This window comes from Paenibacillus lentus (assembly GCF_003931855.1).
GTDB classification, from domain to species: Bacteria; Bacillota; Bacilli; order Paenibacillales; family Paenibacillaceae; genus Fontibacillus; species Fontibacillus lentus.
In genome coordinates, this window is the sequence record NZ_CP034248.1 from 2,859,770 (window position 1) to 2,884,497 (window position 24,728).

22 protein-coding genes and 2 tRNA genes are annotated in these 24,728 nt (G+C 47.8%); 20 read left to right on the forward strand and 4 right to left on the reverse strand.

Annotated elements, in window-relative coordinates; translation table 11 throughout:
* Nucleotides 1–197 precede the first annotated feature (197 nt).
* From lspA to pyrE, 10 genes are all read left to right on the forward strand, one after another.
* Nucleotides 198–698 carry a signal peptidase II gene (gene lspA, locus EIM92_RS12685; protein WP_125082949.1) on the forward strand — a complete coding sequence of 167 codons (501 nt, stop codon included), beginning with the start codon at nucleotides 198–200 and terminating at the stop codon, nucleotides 696–698.
* Nucleotides 699–736: 38 nt separating this feature from the next.
* Entirely contained in the window at nucleotides 737–1,642 is a 906-nt protein-coding gene (locus EIM92_RS12690; RefSeq protein WP_425464205.1) for an RluA family pseudouridine synthase, read from the forward strand.
* A gap of 188 nt (nucleotides 1,643–1,830) precedes the next feature.
* Nucleotides 1,831–3,099, forward strand: coding sequence for an LL-diaminopimelate aminotransferase (locus EIM92_RS12695; RefSeq protein WP_125082951.1), 1,269 nt, complete (start codon nucleotides 1,831–1,833; stop codon nucleotides 3,097–3,099).
* Between the two features lie 402 nt (nucleotides 3,100–3,501).
* Entirely contained in the window at nucleotides 3,502–4,047 is a 546-nt protein-coding gene (gene pyrR, locus EIM92_RS12700) for a bifunctional pyr operon transcriptional regulator/uracil phosphoribosyltransferase PyrR (RefSeq protein ID WP_125082952.1), read from the forward strand.
* Between the two features lies 1 nt (nucleotide 4,048).
* On the forward strand, nucleotides 4,049–4,966 hold the full coding sequence (locus EIM92_RS12705) for an aspartate carbamoyltransferase catalytic subunit (RefSeq protein WP_125082953.1): 918 nt from the start codon (nucleotides 4,049–4,051) through the stop codon (nucleotides 4,964–4,966).
* 103 nt (nucleotides 4,967–5,069) lie between these two features.
* The gene (locus EIM92_RS12710; RefSeq protein ID WP_125082954.1) at nucleotides 5,070–6,353 is read left to right on the forward strand and encodes a dihydroorotase; all 1,284 of its coding nucleotides are present in this window, start codon (nucleotides 5,070–5,072) and stop codon (nucleotides 6,351–6,353) included.
* A 220-nt stretch (nucleotides 6,354–6,573) separates the two neighbouring features.
* Nucleotides 6,574–7,710: a glutamine-hydrolyzing carbamoyl-phosphate synthase small subunit gene (gene carA / locus EIM92_RS12715; RefSeq protein WP_125082955.1), complete on the forward strand. Its 1,137-nt coding sequence runs from the start codon at nucleotides 6,574–6,576 to the stop codon at nucleotides 7,708–7,710.
* A 1-nt stretch (nucleotide 7,711) separates the two neighbouring features.
* A complete protein-coding gene (gene carB / locus EIM92_RS12720; RefSeq protein WP_125082956.1) occupies nucleotides 7,712–10,924 on the forward strand; it encodes a carbamoyl-phosphate synthase large subunit in 3,213 nt (1,070 codons plus the stop codon).
* A 90-nt stretch (nucleotides 10,925–11,014) separates the two neighbouring features.
* Nucleotides 11,015–11,752: an orotidine-5'-phosphate decarboxylase gene (gene pyrF / locus EIM92_RS12725; protein ID WP_211344366.1), complete on the forward strand. Its 738-nt coding sequence runs from the start codon at nucleotides 11,015–11,017 to the stop codon at nucleotides 11,750–11,752.
* Entirely contained in the window at nucleotides 11,746–12,387 is a 642-nt protein-coding gene (gene pyrE, locus EIM92_RS12730) for an orotate phosphoribosyltransferase (protein ID WP_125082958.1), read from the forward strand. The genes pyrF and pyrE overlap by 7 nt, the downstream gene beginning before the upstream one ends.
* A 67-nt stretch (nucleotides 12,388–12,454) precedes the next feature.
* On the opposite strand, the gene EIM92_RS12735 is transcribed toward pyrE, so the two are convergent.
* A complete protein-coding gene (locus EIM92_RS12735) occupies nucleotides 12,455–14,086 on the reverse strand; it encodes an S-layer homology domain-containing protein (RefSeq protein ID WP_125082959.1) in 1,632 nt (543 codons plus the stop codon).
* Between the two features lie 206 nt (nucleotides 14,087–14,292).
* Here EIM92_RS12735 and EIM92_RS12740 point away from each other — a divergent pair, with 206 nt between their 5' ends.
* The 8 genes from EIM92_RS12740 (at nucleotide 14,293) to EIM92_RS12775 (ending at nucleotide 22,067) form a co-directional block, all read left to right on the forward strand.
* A complete protein-coding gene (locus tag EIM92_RS12740) occupies nucleotides 14,293–15,153 on the forward strand; it encodes an ABC transporter ATP-binding protein (protein ID WP_125082960.1) in 861 nt (286 codons plus the stop codon).
* Complete coding sequence (locus tag EIM92_RS12745) at nucleotides 15,116–16,225, forward strand: efflux RND transporter periplasmic adaptor subunit (RefSeq protein WP_125082961.1); 1,110 nt, start codon at nucleotides 15,116–15,118, stop codon at nucleotides 16,223–16,225. The genes EIM92_RS12740 and EIM92_RS12745 overlap by 38 nt, the downstream gene beginning before the upstream one ends.
* Nucleotides 16,225–19,122 carry an ABC transporter permease gene (locus EIM92_RS12750; protein WP_125082962.1) on the forward strand — a complete coding sequence of 966 codons (2,898 nt, stop codon included), beginning with the start codon at nucleotides 16,225–16,227 and terminating at the stop codon, nucleotides 19,120–19,122. Before EIM92_RS12745 ends, EIM92_RS12750 begins: the two co-directional genes overlap by 1 nt.
* A gap of 7 nt (nucleotides 19,123–19,129) precedes the next feature.
* Nucleotides 19,130–20,023: an ABC transporter ATP-binding protein gene (locus EIM92_RS12755; RefSeq protein WP_125085163.1), complete on the forward strand. Its 894-nt coding sequence runs from the start codon at nucleotides 19,130–19,132 to the stop codon at nucleotides 20,021–20,023.
* Entirely contained in the window at nucleotides 20,020–21,528 is a 1,509-nt protein-coding gene (locus EIM92_RS12760; RefSeq protein ID WP_125082963.1) for an ABC transporter substrate-binding protein, read from the forward strand. The genes EIM92_RS12755 and EIM92_RS12760 overlap by 4 nt, the downstream gene beginning before the upstream one ends.
* A gap of 99 nt (nucleotides 21,529–21,627) precedes the next feature.
* Nucleotides 21,628–21,831: a hypothetical protein gene (locus tag EIM92_RS12765; RefSeq protein ID WP_125082964.1), complete on the forward strand. Its 204-nt coding sequence runs from the start codon at nucleotides 21,628–21,630 to the stop codon at nucleotides 21,829–21,831.
* Between the two features lie 68 nt (nucleotides 21,832–21,899).
* Nucleotides 21,900–21,973, forward strand: a tRNA-Met gene (locus EIM92_RS12770).
* Nucleotides 21,974–21,993: 20 nt separating this feature from the next.
* Nucleotides 21,994–22,067 (forward strand) — tRNA-Ile (locus EIM92_RS12775).
* 100 nt (nucleotides 22,068–22,167) lie between these two features.
* Here EIM92_RS12775 and EIM92_RS12780 read toward each other — a convergent pair.
* Entirely contained in the window at nucleotides 22,168–22,554 is a 387-nt protein-coding gene (locus EIM92_RS12780) for a RidA family protein (RefSeq protein WP_125082965.1), read from the reverse strand.
* 109 nt (nucleotides 22,555–22,663) lie between these two features.
* On the opposite strand from EIM92_RS12780, the gene EIM92_RS12785 reads away from it, so the two are divergent.
* On the forward strand, nucleotides 22,664–23,005 hold the full coding sequence (locus EIM92_RS12785; RefSeq protein ID WP_125082966.1) for a winged helix-turn-helix transcriptional regulator: 342 nt from the start codon (nucleotides 22,664–22,666) through the stop codon (nucleotides 23,003–23,005).
* Between the two features lie 182 nt (nucleotides 23,006–23,187).
* Here EIM92_RS12785 and EIM92_RS12790 read toward each other — a convergent pair whose 3' ends face one another.
* A complete protein-coding gene (locus EIM92_RS12790) occupies nucleotides 23,188–23,412 on the reverse strand; it encodes a DUF6199 family natural product biosynthesis protein (protein ID WP_125082967.1) in 225 nt (74 codons plus the stop codon).
* A gap of 420 nt (nucleotides 23,413–23,832) precedes the next feature.
* Nucleotides 23,833–24,393 (reverse strand): 5' nucleotidase, NT5C type, encoded by a 561-nt coding sequence (locus tag EIM92_RS12795; RefSeq protein ID WP_125082968.1) that lies wholly within the window; start codon nucleotides 24,391–24,393, stop codon nucleotides 23,833–23,835.
* Between the two features lie 131 nt (nucleotides 24,394–24,524).
* On the opposite strand from EIM92_RS12795, the gene EIM92_RS23700 reads away from it, so the two are divergent.
* A complete protein-coding gene (locus EIM92_RS23700; RefSeq protein ID WP_164515094.1) occupies nucleotides 24,525–24,680 on the forward strand; it encodes a hypothetical protein in 156 nt (51 codons plus the stop codon).
* Nucleotides 24,681–24,728 lie beyond the last annotated feature (48 nt).

Here is a 24,728-nt window from a genome sequence, read left to right on the forward strand (position 1 = left end):
TCCTTTCAGCCCGAAAAGTAGTCGCATGGGCATTGGTCATATTCTATTTTGCGTCAATGTACGACAATTTACCTACGGAAAATACTATCTTACATGGACGACTTAATTCCTGCTGTGCTACAATATACAGGGCTTACATGTGGTTAATCCTTCCGCCAGAAGATGCGGGGGAAATGAAAAACGAGGTGACTTGCCGCATGATTTATTTTTTGATAGCGTTTGTTATTTTCCTTATTGATCAGGGAACAAAGTATTTGATAGCTACACGAATGACAATAGGAGAGCAAATTCCCATCATCGGGGACTTCTTCCTGATTACTTCACATCGTAACCGGGGCGCGGCTTTTGGGATTTTGGAGAATCAGCGTTTGTTTTTTATCATATTTACGATCGTTGTCGTTATAGGCGTTGTTTGGTATATGCAAAAAGTGAAGGGATCCCCTAATAAATTGCTGCCGGCCGCTCTTTCCCTTGTATTGGGAGGAACGCTTGGAAATTTCCTGGATCGGTTGTTGACAGGAGAAGTCGTCGATTTCTTGCAGTTTAATTTTGGCAGCTACACATTTCCAATTTTTAATGTGGCCGATACGTCGATTGTCATCGGTTTCAGTTTGATTGTTCTGGATTCATTTCTGGAAATTAAGCGGGAGAAGAAGGCATCAACTGCTCTTGCCGCAGATCAAGAGGATAAGTCATGAATAAACTAACATTGAATGAACATGCAGAAAACAACCCCATGGAATGGCAGGCAGACGAGGCAGCAGCCAAGACGCGGATTGATAAATATGTGAAGCAGCAGCTAGGCGATGATACTTCGCGTACCCAAATCCAAATTTGGATTGAGAATGGGGCTGTGCTGGTGAACGGTTCAACAGTGAAGACGAATTATAAGCTCGAAATCGGAGATTGCGTTACACTAACGGTTCCCGAGGCTGAGTCTGTAGAAATTGTGCCGGAGGATATCCCGCTGGATATTTACTATGAAGACAGTGATGTCATCGTTGTTAACAAACCGCGCGGAATGGTCGTTCACCCAGCGCCAGGGCACTCTTCAGGCACGCTAGTGAATGCCCTGATGGCGCACTGTAAGGATTTGTCTGGGATTAACGGAGAGCTGCGTCCAGGCATCGTTCACCGAATTGATAAGGATACGTCGGGACTGATTATGGCAGCGAAGAATGATAAGTCTCATGCTTCGTTAGCTGCTCAACTGAAAGAACATTCCGTGACAAGGAAGTATTTGGCGCTCGTTCATGACAACCTGAGCCATGATCAGGGAACGGTGGACGCTCCCATTGGGCGGGATCCACATGATCGCAAGATGTATACTGTCATCGATCGCAATAGCAAGCATGCGGTGACTCATTTTCATGTAGTGGAGCGTTTTGGCGATTACACGCTACTGGAATTGAAGCTGGAGACCGGAAGGACACATCAAATTCGCGTGCATATGAAGTTTATCGGGCATCCGTTAGTTGGGGATCCGATGTACGGGCGGAGCAAAGGCATTAAATTTGAAGGCCAAGCGCTTCATGCGGCAGTACTTGGCTTTGTCCATCCAGCAACAGGTGAATATATGGAGTTTACGGCCCCATTCCCTGCAGATATGGAGGATCTGCTGCACTCGCTGAGAAGTCGCTAAGCAGATCGAATTCAATAACACCTTCTGACTGGATTTCGCTGAAATGCGAGTCCGGTGCAGAAGGTGTTTTTTTGTGTTGTTTCATGGTTTCCGGCAAAAAGTGCAAACGATCACGCGATTTATCCATTCTCCGTCTCCTTGGCTTATATGATCATATAACCGTAGACTGTGTGAAGGAGATGGAGGATATGAAAGTAGCAGTAATAAACCAAAACCCGTTTAAAGAAACCTATATTATGCAGCAGCTTGCCGAACGAATCGGCGGAGCTGATTACGGCAAGGAAACAGCCATTTACAAGTTTGAGAAAATCAAGCGCGCTAAGGCAGCTGCAAGAAAGGAATTTCCTGATATTGAACTGATTGACATGGGTGTGGGAGAACCCGATGAAATGGCAGATGCAACTATAGTAGGCAGGCTGGCCGCGGAGGCGGAAAAGCCGGAGAATAGAGGTTATGCCGATAATGGTATAGCTGAATTCAAGGAGGCTGCTGCGCAGTATTTGCAGGATGTCTTCAATGTTCAAGGCATAGATCCGGTGACGGAGATCGTTCACTCGATCGGCTCCAAGCCGGCTTTGGCGATGCTTCCATACTGCTTTATTAATCCGGGCGATTTAGCCCTATTGACGGTTCCGGGATATCCGGTACTAGGAACTCATACGAAATATTTAGGCGGGGAAGTGTATAAGCTATCGCTGACGGAAGAGAATGCTTTTCTGCCTGATCTGGAGACGATCCCGGAGGAAATTGCGCGTAAGGCTAAACTACTTTACTTGAATTACCCGAATAATCCAACCGGAGCCAGCGCGACTTATGAATTTTTTGCTAAAGTTGTTGATTGGGCCCATAAAAATAAAGTCATCGTTGTTCATGATGCTCCTTATGCGGCTCTGACATTTGACGGACTTAAGCCGTTAAGTTTCTTGTCTATTCCTGGTGCTAAAGAGGTCGGTGTCGAGCTTCACTCTTTATCCAAGTCTTATAACATGACAGGCTGGCGCATCGGCTTTGTTGCAGGGAATCCGCTGATTGTAAAGGCCTTTAGTGATGTGAAGGATAACTGTGATTCGGGACAGTTTATCGCGATTCAAAAGGCAGCAGCTTATGCGCTTGCTCATCCTGAAATTACGGAAAGAATAGCAATGAAATATTCAAGGCGGCATGAGCTGCTCGTAAATGCACTGAACAAACTCGGATTCAAGGCGCGGAAGCCGCGAGGCTCTTTTTTTCTATATGTGAAAATACCTAAAGGAATAACAGGCGGTGAAACGTTTGAGACGGCGGAGGATTTTTCCCAATATTTAATCCGGCGCAAATTAATTTCAACGGTGCCTTGGGATGAGGCTGGTCCATATGTGCGGTTCTCAGTTACTTTTGAAGCCAATGGGATTGAGGAGGAGGAAGAAGTCGTCAAGGAGATCAAGCGTCGTCTTGGAAGTATCAAGTTTGAATTTTAAACGGTTTAGTTAATATGTGTTGTATAATTATTAGTATATGTGTATAATTATAAATAAAGTTCTTGGCGATGTGCTTTTCAGCGCAAGGATAAACATCCAATCCTCGTTAAGGTGCCATTCTTTTTTTATCTAGGTTGCCTTCTTGACAAGTTAAGGTGCTTTCTGTCATAATTCACTTAAATCAATAAGCACCTTTAAATCAGTCCCGTGAGGCTGGCAAGGTAACGTGAATGGGTTGTGGGAGACCTGCGCTTTTTATGTGCGGTGGTCTCTGTCATTATACCCACATGATAGTCATGGTCATTTACTGTGGCTAACGACTCCTTGTCTGATTCAGGCAAGGAGTTTTTTTGTGCCTATCACGGAACCAGGTGAACTTATCGTCTTTAGGAGGCTAAAATGATGAGCATCGATACACATGTCATTATGGATGAGACTGCGATTCGGCGGGCACTTACAAGAATTGCGCATGAAATATTGGAACGAAACAAAGGTATTGAGGGATGTGTACTTGCAGGGATCAAAACCCGAGGTGTTTTTCTAGCCAAGCGCCTTGCCGAGCGTCTGGAAGAGATTGAAGGAGCAAGCATCCCATGGGGAGAGCTGGATGTAACATTCTACCGTGATGATCGGAATAAGACGGTGGGAGCAACGAATGATAATTCCTTCAAGCTGCCGATTCATGGCAAGAAAGTCATTTTGTTCGACGATGTACTTTACACGGGACGCACGATCCGCGCGGCGATGGACGCGATTATGGATTGCGGACGACCGGAGAGCATTCAGCTTGCGGTGCTTGCGGACAGAGGTCATCGTGAGCTTCCGATCCGCCCGGATTATATCGGCAAGAATGTTCCAACCTCCAAGTCTGAAGAGATCGAGGTGCTTCTGCAGGAAATCGACGGCTGCGACGTGGTTCGGATTATGCACCATCGGGAGGAGAGCTGATATGGCGATGGCAGCTTCCGCTTTGAGAGAACGCAGCTTGCTCGGCTTGAAGCATTTGAGCAGTGCAGAAATTAACTGGATTCTTGATCGGGCCGCTTATTGGGAAGGTCAAACGGAGAAAGTTATCCCGATTTTGAAAGATCGTTTTATCTCCAATATGTTTTTTGAAAATAGCACACGAACGCGTTTTTCCTTTGAAATGGCGGAGAAGCGGTTAGGCGCGGAAGTACTTAACTTCACTGCCTCCTCCTCCAGCGTTGAGAAGGGCGAATCCATCTATGACACGGTTCGCACGCTGGAATCGATGGGCATCGATGCCGGAGTCATTCGCCTTAAGCCGATTGGCCTCCTCGAGGAGCTCGCCGAGAAAGTCTCGATTCCGCTCGTTAATGCTGGAGACGGCAATAATGAGCATCCGACACAAGCGCTGCTGGATCTGTACACAATGAAGCAGCATTTCGGCGAGCTAAAAGGGTTGAAGGTATCGATTATCGGCGATATTAAACACAGCCGGGTAGCCCGCTCAAATCTTTGGGCTCTGCAGAAATTAGGGGCGCAAGTGAAGTTCTGCGCACCCGTGAGCATGAGAGCGCCGGAGCTGGAGCGCCATGCTCCATATGTATCCATTGACGAGGCGATGTGCAGCGATGTAGTAATGATGCTTCGCGTGCAATTGGAACGTCATGCAGGGGCAGGCATTATGAGCTCGGCCGAGGAGTATAGACTGAATTACGGAATGACGGAGGAGAGAGCAGGTAGGCTATCCCCGCACGTCATTATCATGCACCCCGCACCGGTGAATCGGAATGTAGAAATCGACGACAGCGTGGTGGAGCATTTCCAATCCCGGATCTTTAAGCAAATGGAGAATGGGGTGCCGATTCGGATGGCAGTTATGGAACGAGCGATGAGACACTAGCATGAACATGTTGAATCATCCAGCTTGGTACAGAATGTCTGAACATACCAGTTATATTGAACAGATGTCTAGATTACAGCAACTCAATGAGCGGAGGTAAGTTATGCTACTCAAAATAATAAATGCCAATGTATTGGACGAAAGCGGTCAGCTGCAATTGAAGGATATTTATGTCCGGGACGGAATGATTGCAGAGATTATAGATGCAGGAAGCCAAGGTCAAACGAATGCAGAACAGATCGTCGATGCCGATGGCAAGCTGGTAACTCCTGGGTTTATCGATATGCATGTCCACTTGCGCGAGCCCGGATATGAGCATAAAGAAACGATCGAGACAGGCTCAAGATCGGCGGCTAAGGGCGGCTTTACAACGATTGCTTGCATGCCTAATACACGCCCGGTTATCGATACGCCGGAGACGATTGAGCTTGTGAAGAGCAAAGCTGAAGAGGCGGGACTGGTTAACGTTCTACCCTACGCCGCGATTACTAAGAGTGAGCTTGGTCGTGAGCTGACGGATTTTGCAGCGCTGAAGGCAGCGGGTGCGATCGGCTTTACTGATGATGGCGTCGGCGTGCAAAGCGCGCAAATGATGAAGGACGCTATGGCTCTTGCCGAGTCGCTCGGCATGCCGATTATCGCTCATTGCGAGGATAACTCGCTTGTGGAAGGCGCTCCGGTCAATGAGGGGGAATTTGCCAAGCGGCACGGTTTGAAGGGCATTCCGAACGAGTCGGAAGCAATCCATGTCGGCCGAGACATTCTTCTCGCGGAAGCAACAGGGGTACATTATCATGTATGCCATGTCAGCACAGAGCAATCGATTCGGCTGATTAGACAAGCGAAGGAAATCGGTATCCGGGTGACGGCCGAGGTATGCCCGCATCACTTGCTGCTGGCCGAGACGGATATACCAGGGCTTGATGCCAATTGGAAAATGAATCCCCCGCTACGCTCCCAGCGGGATGTAGAGGCCTGCATTAAGGCTTTGGAGGACGGTACGATCGACATGATCGTTACGGATCATGCGCCGCATAGCGAAGAGGAGAAAGCCAAAGGCATGCAGCTCGCACCGTTTGGAATTGTCGGTTTTGAGACGGCTTTCCCGCTTCTCTATACCAAGTTTGTCTTGACCGGACGTTGGGATTTGTCCCTGCTCGTTCAGCGCATGACGGCTGACCCGGCTCGGGTATTCGGACTTTCCGCCGGCAGATTGGAGCCCGGAGCTCCTGCAGATCTAACGATCGTGGATCTTGATAAGGAACAGGAGGTCGATCCGAGTACATTCGCTTCGAAGGGGCGTAACACTCCTTTTGGCGGGTGGAAGCTCAAAGGTTGGCCTGTTGCAACAATCGTAGGCGGCAAGGTCGTTTGGCAAGAGCAGTAATTATAGTGAATGCCAGCAATTGCAATCATTAAATAGATAGATGAATTAAAAATGAGATGCAGACAAGGGGAATAATATTTCCAAACCTATATTATCTTAAGAAGTTTGGGAACAACAGTGATCGTAGGACATTTAACGTACTTGCCTACATCGATTTCAATAGTTCAACTTAAATTCATACAAATAGATACCAAAGTCGAGCATAAAGGAGTGCGGGGAAATGCAGGCAAGATTGTTATTGGAGGATGGCACGCTATTTATCGGTAAGTCATTTGGCGCAGAGGGCGAATTGACAGGTGAGGTCGTTTTTAATACAGGAGTTACTGGTTACCAGGAAGTTGTATCCGATCCTTCCTACTATGGACAAATCGTCACGATGACTTATCCGCTCATCGGCAACTATGGCATTTCCAGAGATGATTTCGAATCGCTCGTACCATCGATTCATGGATTGGTTGTACGCCGCTATGAGCCGATTCCAAGTAATTGGCGCGCCCAATACAGTCTGGGAGATTTGCTTAAAGAGCATGGCATTCCTGGAATTTCAGACATTGACACGCGAATGTTGACGAGAAAAATTCGCCAGAAAGGTACAATGAAAGGCATCATAACGACTTCTGCAAAATCAGTAGAAGAGCTTCAAGCCATGATGGCTGCAGTCAGCGTTGAGGAACTGCATAACCAAGTAGCAAGCACTTCCACATCATTTTTGTACCATAATCCGGGAGTGAATGAACGGATCGTGCTTGTTGATTTCGGAGCGAAGAATGGGATTCTCCGTCAGCTGAATCAGCGCGGTTGCGATGTAGTCATCGTACCGCATGACACGACGGCGGAGGAGATTCGCCGTCTCAACCCGGACGGCATTCAACTGTCCAACGGTCCTGGCGATCCGAAAGATGTGCCACATGCTGTGCAAATGATCTCCGAGCTGCTTGGTGAATATCCGATTTTCGGGATTTGCCTAGGGCATCAGCTGCTGTCCCTAGCCTGCGGGGCAGATACGGAGAAGCTGAAATTCGGCCATCGTGGCGGGAACCACCCGGTCAAGGAATTGGCAACGGGAAGATGCTATATTACATCCCAGAATCACGGCTACGCGGTGACGGAAGCCTCCATTGCCGGGACGGAGCTGGAAATTACGCATATCAACAATAATGATAAGACAATTGAAGGGGTAAGGCATAAGAAGTATCCGGCCTTTTCAGTGCAATATCACCCAGAGGCATCGCCGGGTCCTCAGGACAACAATTATTTGTTTGACCAGTTCCTGGAAATGATCAGGGAACATAAACAACAAAATCCAAAAAGATCACGTCAGGCTGAAATAATGGCCGCTGCGAAGGGAGAGCTATAATATGCCGATCAATAAAGACCTCAGGAAGATTCTCGTCATTGGTTCCGGACCCATTGTGATCGGTCAAGCGGCCGAATTCGATTATGCTGGAACTCAGGCGTGCCAGGCCTTGAAGGAAGAGGGCGTAGAAGTCGTTCTAATCAACAGTAATCCGGCAACTATTATGACGGACACCAACATGGCAGACAAGGTATATATAGAACCGATTACGCTTGATTTCGTCACCCAAATCATTCGCCAGGAGCGTCCGGATGGATTGCTGCCGACCCTTGGAGGACAGACCGGGCTTAACATGGCGGTTGAGCTGGCTCGCGCTGGTGTGCTGGAGCGCGAAAATGTGAAGCTTCTCGGGACGCAATTAACTTCGATCGAGAAAGCCGAGGATCGGGATTTGTTCCGCGAGCTGATGCGCGAACTGGAGCAACCGGTGCCAGAGAGCACCATCATTACTTCGGTGGAGGAAGCTTTGCGGTTCGCGGAAGAGATCGGTTACCCGGTGATCGTTCGTCCGGCTTATACGCTGGGCGGTACGGGCGGTGGGATCTGTGCGACGGAGGAAGAGCTTAAGGAAACCGTCGCTTCCGGAATTCGGTATAGCCCGATCGGGCAATGCCTGATCGAGAAATCGATCGCCGGCATGAAGGAAGTCGAGTATGAGGTTATGCGCGATGCGAACGATAACTGCATCGTCGTATGTAATATGGAGAACTTTGATGCTGTCGGAGTTCACACGGGAGACAGCATCGTTGTTGCTCCGAGCCAAACCTTGTCGGATCGCGAGTACCAAATGCTCCGCTCCGCATCGCTTAAAATTATTCGCGCTTTGAACATCGAGGGCGGCTGTAACGTACAGTTTGCTCTAGACCCGCAAAGCTTCCAATACTATGTAATTGAAGTGAACCCACGGGTCAGCCGCTCCTCCGCTCTGGCTTCGAAAGCGACTGGCTACCCGATTGCCAAAATGGCTGCGAAAATTGCGCTGGGCTATACCTTAGACGAAATTGTCAACCCGGTTACAGGGCAAACCTATGCTTGCTTCGAGCCAACTCTTGATTATATCGTCAGCAAAATTCCGCGCTGGCCGTTCGATAAATTCGTCCATGCCAACCGTAAGCTTGGAACGCAAATGAAAGCTACCGGTGAAGTGATGGCCATCGGACGGACGTTCGAGGAGTCGATTCATAAAGCCGTTCGCTCCTTGGAGATCGGCACGCACCGTCTATACTTGAAAGGCACTGATCAGTTAACTCAGGAAGTATTGGAGCAAAGGCTCGTTCAAGCGGACGATGAAAGATTGTTCTTGATTGCTGAAGCATTTCGTCGCGGTTATAAGCTCCAACAGATACAAGATTTAACGAAAATCGACTGGTGGTTCCTAGATAAAATCGAGCGCCTTATACAGTTTGAGAAGCAGATTGCATCCGAGCCGATATTAACATATGACACGCTATATGAAGCCAAGCGTTTGGGCTTTACTGACCGCGCGATTGCCGAGTTGCGGGCAGCAGGGCAACCGGGGGGAATGCATATAACGGAGGAGAGTGTGGCTGGGTTCCGTAAGGAGCATAACCTGCGACCGGTATACAAAATGGTTGATACGTGTGCAGCAGAGTTCGAAGCCTCTACGCCTTATTATTACTCGACTTACGAGACCGAGAATGAAGTATTGCAGACCGAGAAGGAGAAGATCGTCGTGCTCGGCTCCGGCCCAATTCGGATCGGCCAAGGAATTGAATTCGACTACTCTACGGTGCATGCTGTCTGGGCGATTCAGAAGGCGGGCTACGAAGCAGTCATCATCAACAACAATCCGGAGACAGTATCGACGGACTTCAACACATCGGACCGACTCTACTTCGAACCGCTTTTCTTTGAAGACGTAATGAACGTGATTGAAGAGGAGAAGCCTGTCGGTGTTATCGTTCAGTTCGGGGGACAAACGGCGATTAACCTTGCCGCCCCGCTTGAAGCAGCCGGCGTCCGCATCATCGGTACCTCCCTGGAGAGTATCGATGAGGCAGAGGATCGGAAGAAATTCGAGGCGTTGTTGTCCAGATTGAAAATTGCCCAGCCTAAAGGCAGTACAGTAACCTCTGTGGATGAAGCGGTCGGTACAGCGCAATCGCTAGGGTATCCGGTTCTAGTACGTCCATCCTACGTGCTTGGCGGGCGCGCCATGGAAATTGTATATTCCGACCAAGAATTGTTGAAATATATGGAAGAGGCAGTTAACATCAACCCACAACATCCAGTGCTTATCGATCGCTATATGCTCGGCAAAGAGGTGGAAGTCGATGCAATTTGCGATGGAGAAACCGTGTTAATTCCGGGGATTATGGAGCATGTGGAAAGAGCTGGGGTACACTCCGGCGACTCCATCGCCGTATATCCGCCTCAGCATGTATCTCCGGAACTGAAACATAAAATAGCAGACATCACGATCAGGATTGCTAAAGAATTGAAGACGGTTGGGCTTGTTAACATTCAGTTTGTTATTTACAATGACGAAGTATATATTATCGAGGTAAATCCACGCTCTTCACGGACTGTTCCGTTCTTGAGCAAGGTGACGAATATTCCGATGGCTAACCTAGCTACACAGTGCATTCTTGGCGCGAAGCTGAAGGATCTGGGATATACAGACGGGCTGTGGCCTGAGACGGATTATGTCTCCGTGAAGGTTCCGGTATTCTCTTTTGCGAAGCTGCGCCGTGTGGAGCCAACCCTGGGGCCTGAAATGAAATCGACGGGCGAGGTAATGGGACGCGATCCGCAGTATGCGAAGGCACTGTATAAAGGTCTTGTAGGGGCTGGAATGAAAATTCCGACGACAGGAGCGATTATCGCTACCATAGCGGATAAAGATAAGGAAGAGGCCGTAGAGATTCTTCGCGGATTTTCCAATCTGGGCTATAAGATTCTAGCGACTGGCGGCACGGCAGCTGCGCTCCAAGCCGCAAATATCCATGTCACAACAGTCAACAAATTAAGTGAAGGATCTCCGAACATTCTGGACTTGATTCGCAATGGGGAAGCTCACTTCGTCATCAATACACTTACTAAAGGCAAGGAGCCTGAGCGCGACGGATTCCGCATTCGCCGGGAAGCCGTCGAAAATGGTATCGTATGTATGACTTCGCTTGATACGGTACGTGCGCTGCTGAACATGCTTGAGACGATCAACTTCTCGTCACAAGCCATGCCTGTTCTGTAAAAGGTTATCCGCTATAATCAAGGAAATTAACGCGGCTCCGGAAGCTTTATGCTTCGGAGCCGCAAGTATGACGGGGGGACAAGTTAAATAATGAGTACATTTGAACAAGCTGCTGGGCGCCTGATGATCGCACTCGATTATCCGACGGCGGAGGAAGCGCGGAAGCTCATTACTGATTTGGAGGGCATTCCTTGTTATATGAAGCTGGGGATGCAGCTGTATTATGCAGTAGGCCCAGACTTTGTTCGGGAACTGAAGAAGCGTGGGTATCGGGTGTTCCTGGATTTGAAAATGCATGATATTCCGAATACCGTGAAGGGTGGAGCTAACAGCGTGACCCGGCTTGGCGTCGACATGTTCAATGTACATGCTGCTGGGGGACTTAAAATGATGGCTGCTGCTTTAGAAGGGGCGAAGACGGCACTTGAAAGCGATCCGTCTCTTGCAATGCCTACTATTATTGCTGTGACTCAGCTAACGAGTACTAGTCAGGAAACCTTGAATCAGGAAATCGGGATTCCAGGAACGATGGAAGAGGCTGTTGTCGCTTATGCGGCATTAGCTAAAGCGGCTGGTTTACATGGAGTCGTCGCCTCCCCGTTGGAAGTACAGGCGATCAAAAAGCACTGCGGGGAAAGTTTCAAGACGATAACCCCAGGTATACGCCCGGCGGGCAGCGCTGCGGGAGATCAGTTCCGCACGCTTACTCCAGGGGACGCAATGCGTCAAGGAACGGATTTTATCGTCGTTGGGCGACCGATTACCCAGGCACAAGATCCACGACGCGCTGCTGAGCTTATTATTGAGGAGATGAAGGAAGCATGGTAAATACTAATCAAATTGCTCTAGAAATAGCTGGGAAATTGCTGGATATTGAGGCGGTCGCTCTGCGTCCTCACCAGCCTTTTACTTGGACATCAGGAATCAAATCACCAATTTATTGCGACAATCGTCTAACGATGTCCTATCCAGACATCCGTGACCTGATCGCAGAATCATTTGCTGCAATCATTCGTCGTGACTATCCACAGACAGAGGTGATTGCAGGAACGGCTACCGCAGGAATTCCTCATGCCGCCTTCGTCTCCCAGAAGCTTGGATTACCGATGATTTACGTACGTGATAAAGCTAAGGGACACGGCAAGGAGAATCTGATCGAAGGCTTGATCAAACCGGGGCAAAAGGTGATCGTCATCGAGGATCTGATCTCGACCGGTGGCAGCTCTATTAAAGCAGCACAGGCTGTTCGAGAGGCCGGTGCCGAGCCGCTGGCCGTGCTCGCCATATTCAATTATGAACTGGACAAGGGCACGCTAGCCTTCCGGGAGGCAGGTCTTCCGCTGCAGACGCTGTCCAATTATGCTTCACTTATCGAGGTTGCTGTGGAGAAAGGCATCGTCAAGCAAGATGATTTGGCATTGCTTAAATCCTGGCGTGAGGATCCGGCGTCATTCGGAGTATAAATTTAAATCAAGCAAAAGAACCATTCCTGCACGAAGGGGAATGGTTCTTTCTATCAAGTTTATTGGTTTAATAGAATGAGTACGAGGAATAACGCTCGGCATTGCTCAGACTTGTCCAAATATCCGGGGTCTCACCGCCGATATGCCAGTAGGCAAATCCGGCGACATCTCGCTCTAAAGCCATCTGGTATTTAAGTGATAGAGAGCGGGAATCCTCCAGCCATATCTGGTGGTGAAGCCCTTTGTTAAAATAAGCCATAGTATACTGAGACAGTGTGCTATTCCAGGAAGGGCTTAGTCTATAACTTTGCATCAGTTCGGTTTGCTCTTCCATGGTAATATAAGTGGAATTGGGAACAGTGACCGAGTTGTTATTAGCTTTGATCACCCAATCGCGGTTATATAAGGGCACCCCGAGAATGATCTTATGATCGGGAACATCCTGCCGCAAAGTATCAAGACCGCTGCGTACCCAAGGCAAAGAGGCAACAGGTCCAGCAGTTGGCCCTCCAGTCCAATGTTCATCATATCCCATCAAGACAACATAATCGGCATATTGTCCTATAGCCTTGTAATCGAATGCTGCCGTCCAATCTGTACCAAGCTCTGGTGACACATCGACTGAGAGAACAGCTCCAACCTCATGCATTTGCTCACTGAGCAGTTTGATAAAGCGGGTGAAGTTAGCGCGGTCATCCGGATGTACATTTTCAAAATCGACGTTGATCCCCTGCAGTCCATACTTTTGCACAAATGCAATAATACTGCGCGTGAAGCTTGTAGTTTTGGACTGCGAGGACAGAAGATCATGCGTCGCTTCCATATCAAAACGGTTGCCGAGCATAGCCCATATCGCTTTGTCATGCTGCTTGGCCCATGTAAGAAGAGAAGTATCCGTATAGTCATCCAGTTGTCCGTCTTCTTTAAGGAAGTACCATCGAGGGGACATCACGTTAACATTGGAATTTAGCAAGCTTTGCTTATACTGCTCGGCCGTTTGTCCATATTGCCAGCCAAGTTGAATTTTGGATGGAATCGTTCTGTCGAATTCTTCGCTCCATGACTTATAATCTAGTATACGATAAAGAAGAGAAGCGGCTTCTTGCCGGGATAACTGTTGCTTGGGTTGAAAAGAGCCCTCGTAGCCAACCATGAATTGCAGCTTAGTTACTGTCTGTACATAAGGAAGCGCCCAAGGGGCAATTTCTGATTGATCCCGGTATGGCGGCAAGGAAGCAGTAGGAGCAGGGTGCTGTTTGAATGCTCGTATGATCCATGCGGCGGCCTCCTGCCGGCTAAGGGGCCGATTAGGGCTAAACGTTCCAGAGCTCGTTCCCGCAGCAAGGCCGATTTCCGTAGCTGCTTGTATGTAGCCGTAGTACCAACTAGATGAAGGAACATCGCTGTAAGATGGCACTTGGGCCTGCACCGGAGTGAGGCGAAGCAAGCGAACTAGTGTTGTCAGAAATTCAGCGCGTGTGATTGATTGTTTGGGAGCAAATCTATCAGGCTCGGTTCCTGTCATTATATTGTTGTTATATAGTGCAATAATTTCTTTTTTAGCATAGCTGTTGTCGATGTCCTGAAAAGGATTGTTCTGCTCCATCGCTATAATGGGCGGCTGCAGACTGCAACTAATACAGATAAAAAGCGTTAGAGTAACTAGAAGTAGTGTTTTTGCGTTCATGCGGCGTATCATGATAATAATCTCCTTTGATCGATAAAGTTCGAGCCACCGTCATCTTAACAAACTTACGCCCGCAGTTCAGTGAATAAATAATGGAAATTATATCTCAATATCGTAAAAAATGTTGTAACTTTTTGCCATGATATTTCGTTTATAATGCTAGACGTGATGGAATTGATAGAGGCGTAAAAATAGGAAGTATAGGAGAACGATAGACAATGATGCGATGGTTTCGCAAAACTGTAAAATCAGAACAATCCGATGATGTCAGCGCAATCTCATATGAACCGCCGCAAGAGGATCATCATGATCAGCTTGACGAGGCGGAACCTGGTCAGGAAGAAATTGCCGCCACAAATGTGTCGACAACGGAACCCGGGGATATTGAAAAATCCGTCGATTCTTCGGAAACTATTTTGTCTGTAAGGGAGGTTCACCGGATGTTTCCGGTAGGCGGGACTGAGCTTCATGTGCTAAAGGGCATCAACATGGAGGTTCGGTCTGGCCAGCTTGTGATGCTTAAGGGAAGATCCGGCTCCGGGAAAACGACGCTGCTTAACATGCTGGGCGGACTGGATCAGCCCTCGAAAGGAGAAATTCTGTTTTGCGGGCAACCGCTGCATCAGCTTAGCGATGACAAGCGTACGATTCTGCGCCGTGATCAGATCGGATTCATCTTTCAGGCCTACGCCTTACTGCCGCTCTTATCGGCATGGGAGAATGTAGAGCTGTCGCTGCGTATGGCAGGCGTGCCTTCCAGCCAATGGAAGGAGCGTGTAACGCAGTGTCTTGAACTGGTTGGACTTGGAAAAAGAATGTTTCATCGCCCATTCGAAATGTCCGGAGGAGAGCAGCAGCGCGTAGCGATTGCCAAAGCGATTGCACATCGCCCTAAGCTGCTATTAGCCGATGAGCCTACGGCGAACTTGGATTCTCAGATGGGCGCGCAGGTGATGGCTGTATTCAAAAATATCATACATACGGAACAAGTGACGATTTGTATGACTACTCATGATCCTACAATCCTGGAGGTAGCAGACCATGTTTATGAAATGGTGGATGGAAAATTTATCGAATAGGAAGACATGGATTCGGACGTTAAGTCTGGTGTCCTTATGTATCGTTCTCATTGGCGCATCCGGTTGCGGATTGCTGCCGAATGAAGAGGAAGAAGAGGATTTGCTGATCATTACCCCACCTACGATTTCGAAGAAACCGGAATACGAGGTGCGCAAGGAACCGATCGAGCTGGATGTGAAGGCTACGGGGAAAATACTTAGCCAGCGGGAGGAGCCGCTGTATTTTTCCAACGATAAGGGTGCAACGCATATTAAGAACGTTCGGGTGAAGGCAGGGGATAAAGTTGCTGCCGGCGATATTCTGATCGAGCTCGACGTTGAAGATTTGCAAAGGCAGCTTCGCAAAAAGCGTCTGGATTTCCGTAAGCAGGAAATCGCGATGAAAGAGGCGCTCCGTACGAAGGATGAGAAAGAGGAATATGAGTTCGAGGAAGCCGCAATTGTATTTGAGGAAGCGCGGCAGGAACTGGTCGATCTCGAGCAGCAGATAGCCGACGGTACTTTGAGAGCGCCATTTGCCGGCACTATCGTATCATTGAAGGCGGAGAAGGGTGCTACGATCAAGGCCTATGAGTCTTTGGGCGTGATCTCAGATACTTCTGCGCTTGTCGTTGGAGCCAGCTTCAGCAAGGAGGATTTGGAGAAACTTGCAGTTGGGATGAAGGCGGAAGTAGATATTAACACGTTTGGCAAGTTTAACGGCAAAGTCAAGGTAATGCCTTCAGCTGTCGATAGCAGCGGAGGGAGTAACAGTAACAATTCTGGCGGGCAAAACGGCAACGCACCCGAGAAGGATTCTATTGATAAATACCTGATTGTTGATTTAGAGAAATGGCCTGAAGATTTGGGACGAGGAACGATACTGACCGTGAGAATCGTTACTCAGCGCATTGAGGATGCAGTGTTAATTCCGATTTCGGCATTGCGGACTGTTGGTTCACGTACGTACGTGCAGGTGGTCGAGCCGGATGGAACGAAACGTGAAGCCGACGTGGAAGTGGGGATTCAGACATCTACCGATGTTCAGATTCTTCAAGGACTAGAGCCGGGGCAGAAAGTAGTGGGTCGCTAATGGGGGTTCCTCTGATACGCTTGCTGTTCCGCAAAATGTGGAACACGAAATGGCTGACGCTTAGTACGTTACTGGGACTTGTCGTCGCCGTCTCTTTCACGGTGAGTATTCCGATGTATTCGGACGGCGCGTTGAAGCGAGTTGTTTCGAACTCCTTAAAGGAAGAAAGTAAAGGCTTGCCCGCAGGTTCACTACTGATGAGTTATCAGGCGGCAGGCGGGGCGAAGACGGATTTTACCGGGCTGGAGAGCGTTCACTCGTATATCGTAAACGAGGTTCCCGAGGAAATCGGGTTCCCGCAGCAAGCTTACGTCAATACACGCTCAATAAGGACATCTGAAGTATATCCGCAGGATCCGACCAAGGTGGACGCCAGCCGTAAAAGACCGATGTCGATCGTCTCCATGAGCGGCCTTACAGATCATATTTCCATCACGAACGGAACTGCATACTCGGATAAAGTTGAAGACGGGGTTATTGAAGCGCTGATGCTGGAAGAAGCGATGTTCCGCCAAGATTTGCATGTAGGTGCAGTGATGGAATATCCGGTGATCGGCAAATCGGATCTGACCCTTAAAGTGAAGATCGTAGGTACTTTTCAGGCTCTGCAGGAGAATGATGCCTATTGGTATCAGGGCTTTGAAGTTATGATGAATCAGTTTTATGTCAGTGAGAAAGCATTTAATGAGGGGTTGCTCCAAACGCTTTCTGTACCGCTTCATAACTCAGGATGGTACTACGCGTTTGATCTCCGGGAGATCAAAACAAGTCAGTTGTCTCCTCTTCAGAGCACGCTGGATCGTCTGAACGTGGAGTTGTACCAGAAGCTGAAGGATACGAAGGTAGATATCTCCTTCGGTAGCCTCCTGGGCGATTTTCGCAAACAAAGCTTGCAGATGCAAACGCTGCTGTTCACTTTGGCCGCACCGATGATTGCTATGGTTTTTTATTATATCGTGATGAATGCGCGCCAATCGCTGGACAAACAGCAGAGCGATATTGCGGTCCTGCGAAGCCGGGGAGCTTCTACTAAACAAATCATATTCATATATCTGCTTGAAGGGCTGCTGCTTGGGCTGGCAGCGATGATCATCGGGCCGATGATCGGATGGTTTATGTCGAAGAGTATTGGCGCGGCGGACGGCTTCCTTGCCTTCGTGAACCGGAAATCGATTCCGGTCGGCTTTAATATGGATGCGATTGCTTTGGGCGGAGCGGCGGTAGTTATTGCGATATTGGCCACGCTAATTCCGGCCATTTCATATGCGCGATCCTCCATTGTTAATGCCAAGCAAAAGCAGGCCCGCTCTGACCGGAAACCAGGCTGGCAGCGATATTTTGTGGACATTGCCCTGCTTGGTATAGCTGGCTACGGTTATTACTTGTTCCTGGATCGTCAAATGATTACGTTCCAAACAGGGATGACTACGGATGAGTTGCAGGTTCAGCCATTTCTGTTCTTTGTGCCTGCAATAGCTATTTTCTCCATGGGATTGTTCTTTCTGCGCGTTTTCCCTTGGCTGCTGAAGCTGATTGGCTGGCTCGGAAAAAAGTGGCTGCCAGTTCCTTATTATTTAAGCTTGACACAGCTGTCGCGTTCGTCGACATCATATTATCCGTTGATGATTTTACTCGTACTGACGCTAGGGCTCGGGGTTTACAATGCTTCGGCTGCCCGGACGATCGACGTGAACTCAACGGAGCGGACGCTTTATAAATACGGCGCGGATGTCATTATGCAGGCTGTGTGGACGGGAACGCCTGAAAAAACAACGAAGCCACCAACTCAGGGACAGGGAAGCGGCCAAGGCGGCGGGCAGCAGGGAGGAAATCCTGGCGCTGGCGGTCCTGGAGGTGGAGGCGGCGGTCAAGGCGGCAATACGCCGCCAGCGAAGATCGTATACAATGAGGAGCCGCCGTTCCAAGCTTTTCGAGAACTTGACGGGGTAAAGCATGCGGCACGGGTGCTGCAAACGAAAGGGAATATTATCGTTTCAGGCCGCTCAGCAGGACAGGGTACCTTGATGGGGATCGATAATATCGATTTTGCCGAGGTAGCATGGTTCCGAAATGACTTGTTTCCTGCGCACCCCAACCAGTACTTGAACCTGCTCGGAATGAATGAAGCCGCTGCGATCATTCCGTCTAATTTTGCCGAGAAGCACAAATTGAAGCAGGGTGACATTTTCTCTGTATCTTTAACGGACGGCGCTCTTGAATTGGCCGTATATGGTATTGTTCCCTATTGGCCGAGCCAGTATCCGGATGATAAGCCTTTTATTATTGCGAATTTGGACTATATTAATGACCAGCTCCCGCTTATTCCTTATCAGGTATGGCTTAAGATGGAGGAAGGGGCTAAGGTAGCTCCACTGATAGAGAAGTTGAAGGAGAAAGAAATTGAACTTTACTCTGTGGAGGATGTTCGCAGCGTATTGGCTGTTCAGAGCAAACACCCTACCCGCGGCGGTGTTTTCGGGATTCTTAGTCTCGGATTCCTGGTCTCTGTCATTGTGTCTTTGATTGGATACGTGCTGTATTGGTTCTTTAATTTATCAGGCCGAGTCGTTCAATTCGGTATTTTGCGAGCGATGGGATTGTCACGTAAGCAGTTGACGTTTATGCTGTTGGCTGAACAAATATTGACTGCTGGCTTGTCTATAGTGCTTGGTATTGCTATCGGTAAAATCGTTGGTAAGCTGTACTTGCCGTTCCTGCAAACTGCAGAAAACGTAACGACTCAGGTGCCGCCGTTCAGGATTATCTTCGATTCCAAGGATACGTTCCAGCTGTATATTGTCGTATTTGTAATGCTGGCCCTAGGCGCCGGGTTGCTGTTCTGGCAAATTCGAAGACTGCGTGTGCATCAAGCGGTCAAGATGGGGGAGGAGCGGTAAGATGGCGATGATTCATTGCGAGGGACTCGTTAAAATCTTTAAAACCGAGGACATTGAAGTTGTTGCTCTTCAAGGGTTGAATTTAACTGTGGAGCAAGGAGAAATGATGGCAATCATCGGGAATAGCGGCAGCGGTAAGTCTACGCTGCTGAATATTCTCGGTGGTCTTGATCGGCCTTCGGCTGGTCAGGTGAGCGTCGGCGGCTGGGATTTGCTAAAAATCCAGGATGAGCAATTGGTTGAGTACAAGCGCAATACGGTCGGGTTTGTATGGCAGAACAACGCCCGTAACCTGCTCCCGTATTTGACGGCGCTGGAGAACGTGGAAATGCCGATGCTTCTTTCCGGCAAGCTGGATCGCGACTACGCGAAGCAATTGCTGGAGTGGGTCGGTCTGAAAGATCGGATGCATAACAAGCTGCACCAGTTGTCCGGGGGAGAGCAGCAGCGTGTTGCGATTGCGATCTCCCTCTCCAATCGACCGAAGATGCTGCTCGCGGATGAGCCGACAGGCTCGGTCGATACAGCAACTTCAGACCAGATTATGCGAATTTTTCGGGAAGTAAACAGGGAACTTGGCATCACTATTGTTATTGTTACACATGATCTGGAATTGGCAGGTAAGGTAGACCGAGTCGTGGCCATACGGGACGGCTTAACAAGTACGGAGTTTTTGAAGCGCAATCCGAATTTGGATCAGGCTGACGGTGTGGCCGGGAGCGATCAAGGGGGGCTTCAGGAGGTTCATGAAGCATTCGTTGTGGTAGACCGAGTTGGCCGCCTTCAGGTTCCAAAAGAGTATTTAGAGGCTGTTGGAATCGGAGGCCGAGCCAGTATGGAATTCGATGGAGAGAAAATTGTGATTACAGCACCTAAACCATTAGAGGGGGATGACAAATGAACAGCAGGTATGGTGGGAAAGGGAAAGTTAGGAAGGTACTAACCTTTGCCTTGGCTGCTAGCTTAACCGTAGGCTTGTTAGCCGGCTGCAGCAGCACGGATAAGGGAAAGGACAGCAAAGAAGAGAAGGTACTGCGTATCGGCATGCTGCATGGCTCGAATGATGATTCCTGGTTCCGGCAGCAATATACAGATATATACGAGTTCAACAATAATGTACGCATCGAAATCGTGCCAGCGGTTGATTCATCCGAATACCGTTACAGAGATTACAGCAATGAACAGTATGTCGAGCCGGACTATTATGAGGGTATGAAGAAATTGATGACGAGCAGCAATCCGGTGGATATCGTCATTGCAGATACAAATACCTTGAAACGGCTGGCCGAGGAGAATTTGCTTAAGCCGCTCGATCCCATGATTCAGGAGGATAAATTCGATACTTCCGATTTTGTCCCTGCGGTCATCGATTCGATCAAGGATATCGGCGGAGACAATAAATTATATGGACTGTCTCCGACCTTTAGCTCGTCCGCACTGTATTATAATAAGAAAATATTCGCAGATGCAGGTATTGAGCCGCCAACGGATGGCATGACATGGGATGAAGTGTTTGAAAAAGCCCGCCTGGTCTCCAAAGGGGAAGGAAAGGATCGGGTATATGGCTTCTCCTTCAATCGCTATCTAGGCAGCGAGCCTTATTGGGATATGCAGTATAGCTATGTATCCACATTGCAGCTGAGAGTGCACGACGAGAAGGCAGAAAGAATGACTGTAAATTCGCCGCAATGGCAGAAGGTATGGGAAACGATCAGCAAGCTCGCGAAAGATAAAATCATCCCGAGTTCGATGAATATGAACATGGATGAGTATTATTCTGAGGAGAATTACAGCCCGATTAGCGGGGATTTGTTCCTGTCGGGCAAGCTTGCCATGATGCTCGGTGAAAGCTACTACATAAATGAGATCACGGAAGCGAACAACAATGCGGATAAGATCAAAAATTTTAACCCTGTAGATTGGGATATCGTTACAATGCCGGTTCATCCAGAAAATCCGGGTATTGGTGGGAATATTTGGGTGGGGAATACATTCTCCATTAACAGCACAGCGCCGAACGCCGAGGTTGCTTGGGATTATATTAAATTCGTGAACGGAGAGGATTTCGCCAAGCTGAGATCCCGCAGTAACTCGTACGAGATGGTGTCCCGTAAATCGCATATTACGCCGAAGGCAGGATTGTCCTATAACATCGAAGCATTTTACCAGTTAAAGCCTATTCCGCCCGACAGTGCCGCGGAAGAAAAGCTCAAGCGTGAGATACCAGGACTGAATAACATACCTCATTCAGGCCGACCGCATTTCCAGGAAGTGCTTGAGAATAAGAAGACGCCGGAAGAAGCACTTAAGGATTGGGAAGAGAAGGGAAATAAAATGCTGCTGGAGCTTAAGAAAAATCCGAACGCGCATTTTAACGAGGATGGCTCGGTATATCAAATGAACTAATAATAAAATCTCGCTGGATTTTAAGCCGGCGGGATTTTTTTTTACTCGATGTTGGGTATTCTATAGCTATGATGACGTCGTATGAAGGTGATCAACAACATGTTCATCGACAAAATACATGAAGGGCAGGAACATCAGATGAAATGGGTGTATTTCAACAAGCTTTACAGAACGAAATTCCAGGCAGGCTGCTTGGCGAAAAGGCTTGTTCAGGACGGTTGGATTTACGGATTTGAGGAAATGAGGGAGGTAGAAATATTTCGTTCGCGTAAAGGAAAATACGGTGTTCGCTTTATTCCATAATTTTTGATGTAAAAGCTTGACGTCATGTATGGTTATCGTGTATATTATTAGTTGTCGCTATTTATTGACGCGGGGTGGAGCAGCACGGTAGCTCGTCGGGCTCATAACCCGAAGGTCGCAGGTTCAAATCCTGCCCCCGCAATTAATAGTCACCCCGTTCCCGGGCCCTTAGCTCAGTTGGTTAGAGCGGTCGGCTCATAACCGACTGGTCGGGGGTTCAAGTCCCTCAGGGCCCATACGAAAGCAAAACCCTTGCTATGCAAGGGTTTTTTGCTGTTTACAGGATTGGTAGATGGTAGATTTGCTCAATAGGGGCAATAAACGGCATCATTATAATCAGTCCTTGTGAGCGACGGCACTGATTTCGATCAGTTGCTCAGGGAACGCAAGAGATGTGACACCAATAAGACTCCCGGCAGGCCGATGTTGCCCCATATAGTCTTTAAATAGTTGAATACAAGGCTCAAAATGTTCTTTCACATTTGTCAGATAAATCTCAACATAAGCGAGATTAGACTTCGTAGCACCAAATCCTGCTAGCACCCGATCAAGGTTTTCCAGCGTCTGCCTGGTTTGCGCCTCGATATCCCCTTCGCCGATGAACGTGCTCTGCATATCATGGGAAAATTGCCCGGAAATGTAGATCGTGCCGTTGACGGAATAACCTTGGGAAATGCCGCTGTTTTCTTCCCAGGCAACACCGTGATTATAAGTTTTAGCCATTTTATTTTTACACTCCTTTAGCTCAAGGTACGATTAGTATAAAATGGAGATAGCAAAAAAAATAGTACGCACTTTATAGATAGATACTATCGGAAAGGATAGTGTAAACATGGGAATGGCGGATTACAAAGGTAAGGTTAAAAATATACAAGATACTCCGTTCGGATATACGTTATCAATCATTGGCGGGAAGTGGAAGATGGTGATTATTTACCTCCTGGCAGAAAACGAACCGATTCGTTTTAACGACCTGAAGAGACAAATTGGGGCCATTACTTATAAAATGCTGAGTTCACAACTTAAAGAATTGGAGGGAGATGGGATGGTCGAACGGAAAGAGTATCCTCAAATCCCACCAAAAGTCGAGTACCGTCTTACAGATAAAGCGAAAACACTGCTGCCTATTTTGGAAGGGTTATGTGAGTGGGGAGCGAAAAATCAACATCATTAAATTTGGTATTAGACAGAAATAAAGGAGGCATGCCGATCGTACCGGGGGCCGCTTAGTTCATACCGCCTTGTCGCTGTCGTCAGCACGAAGGATCGTTGGCGATAGCGCGGCAATTTTGATATTACTTCATATCGATAGGCATGGTGCACAAGCTATGGTTTCATGATCAGTGGCTTGCCTCTTCAAAGTAAATTAAGAATGCCGCCAATCAAAAAAATTGAGCCAAGCATAATAGCAACGACCCCACTAAGTTTTACAGAGTCGATATACATGTCGCTTGGTTCGGACTCACCTTTTACTTTCCATCCTTCGCTCATTCGCCATCCGAAGGTTGGTCTAAGAAAAGAGAATATGCCAATCCCAATAGTAAGTAGCCCTATTAATATAAGTGAAATGGCAAAGGACATCGAATCATCTCTCCCTATTATTGATTATTATTGATTATTATTGATCTGCAAATATTTTAATCATTAAATATTAAACTCCATCCCCCCTTACTTGATGTACCTACTGAATGCTGGAAAGAACAGCTCCAGTAAAGCGGGAATATTGAATAAAAGCAATACAAAAAATGTTATTCGAGTCAACGCCTTACTATAAATACGTTAAGAGCAGGAGTTTGTTTCAATATAAATTTGAAAAGGCCGCTGTCTAATGACAGCGGAGCAGAAACAATGTTATACATTAGCTGTAAATTGGTTATGTCGAAAAGAGCGATACCTAATTTCAGTTATTTTGCTTTAAAATGAAAAAAGGGAGTAGAAAGATATCCTGATGCGTTGCGGCAGTATGGATTTGGAAGGAGCTGCCTCGTCCATGTTGAATAATCATCCCTTTGTAGGTGTCAACATTTGATCGACTAAGTCGCTCATCCCTTGCCAGGAATCCTTGAGTTGATATTCATGCTGGATGTGCGCGTTCCAAGGGCGGGGGATCAGGATCGTTTTTTTGCCAGCTTCACTAGCAGCGATTATATTATGCGGACCGTCATCGATCAGAAGGTCAAAGCCAACCAAGTACTTGCGTTTCGCGACAAAAAAGTTCTCATAGGGGATAAAGGGAAGATGCTTCTGCATCCAATTCCATTTCTCCGGGACTGAAGCGGGGCGAGCTGCCGTGATAACAATAACATCATATTTCGTTGTCATTTTACGAATTTCTTCAATTGTATATTCATCAAAGATATCTAGCTCTTCATAAAGGCCAGGTCTGCCAAAGAAAGCTTCCTCTGTGCATTCCGGATGCCAAATACTGCTGAGGTCGAAGCTGGTAACCTGCTCCATCATAAGTTGAAGGTTTGGATATTGCGTATTATGATAATAGAGTGCTTTAGGTATTAAATGACAGATCGTGTCGTCCATATCGATGGCTACAATTTTTTTGCTCATAATAATAGGGTCTCCTAGCAGTTGACGTAATGTTTATTAATGATTGTATCGAACATCAAGTCCGTTGGCAATTTTAGGTTGCAGGGTGTGTAAACATGTTGATTCTGAATAATAACCTGGGGGTGGGGGTCTTGAAGAATGAATTCTATGTGGGATGGGGAACGTTGGCCTTAATTAATGCCGGTCTCGCGCAAGGGAAGAACAGAAGTGGATTGAACTGGTTCTTGCTTTCTTTATTACTTGGGCCGATTGCGACGCTTATTCTTGTTATTTCCGAGAAAAAGTAATTGAGATTAGCGTTTTTATACGGCAAATGGAGGTCACATTTGTTCCTC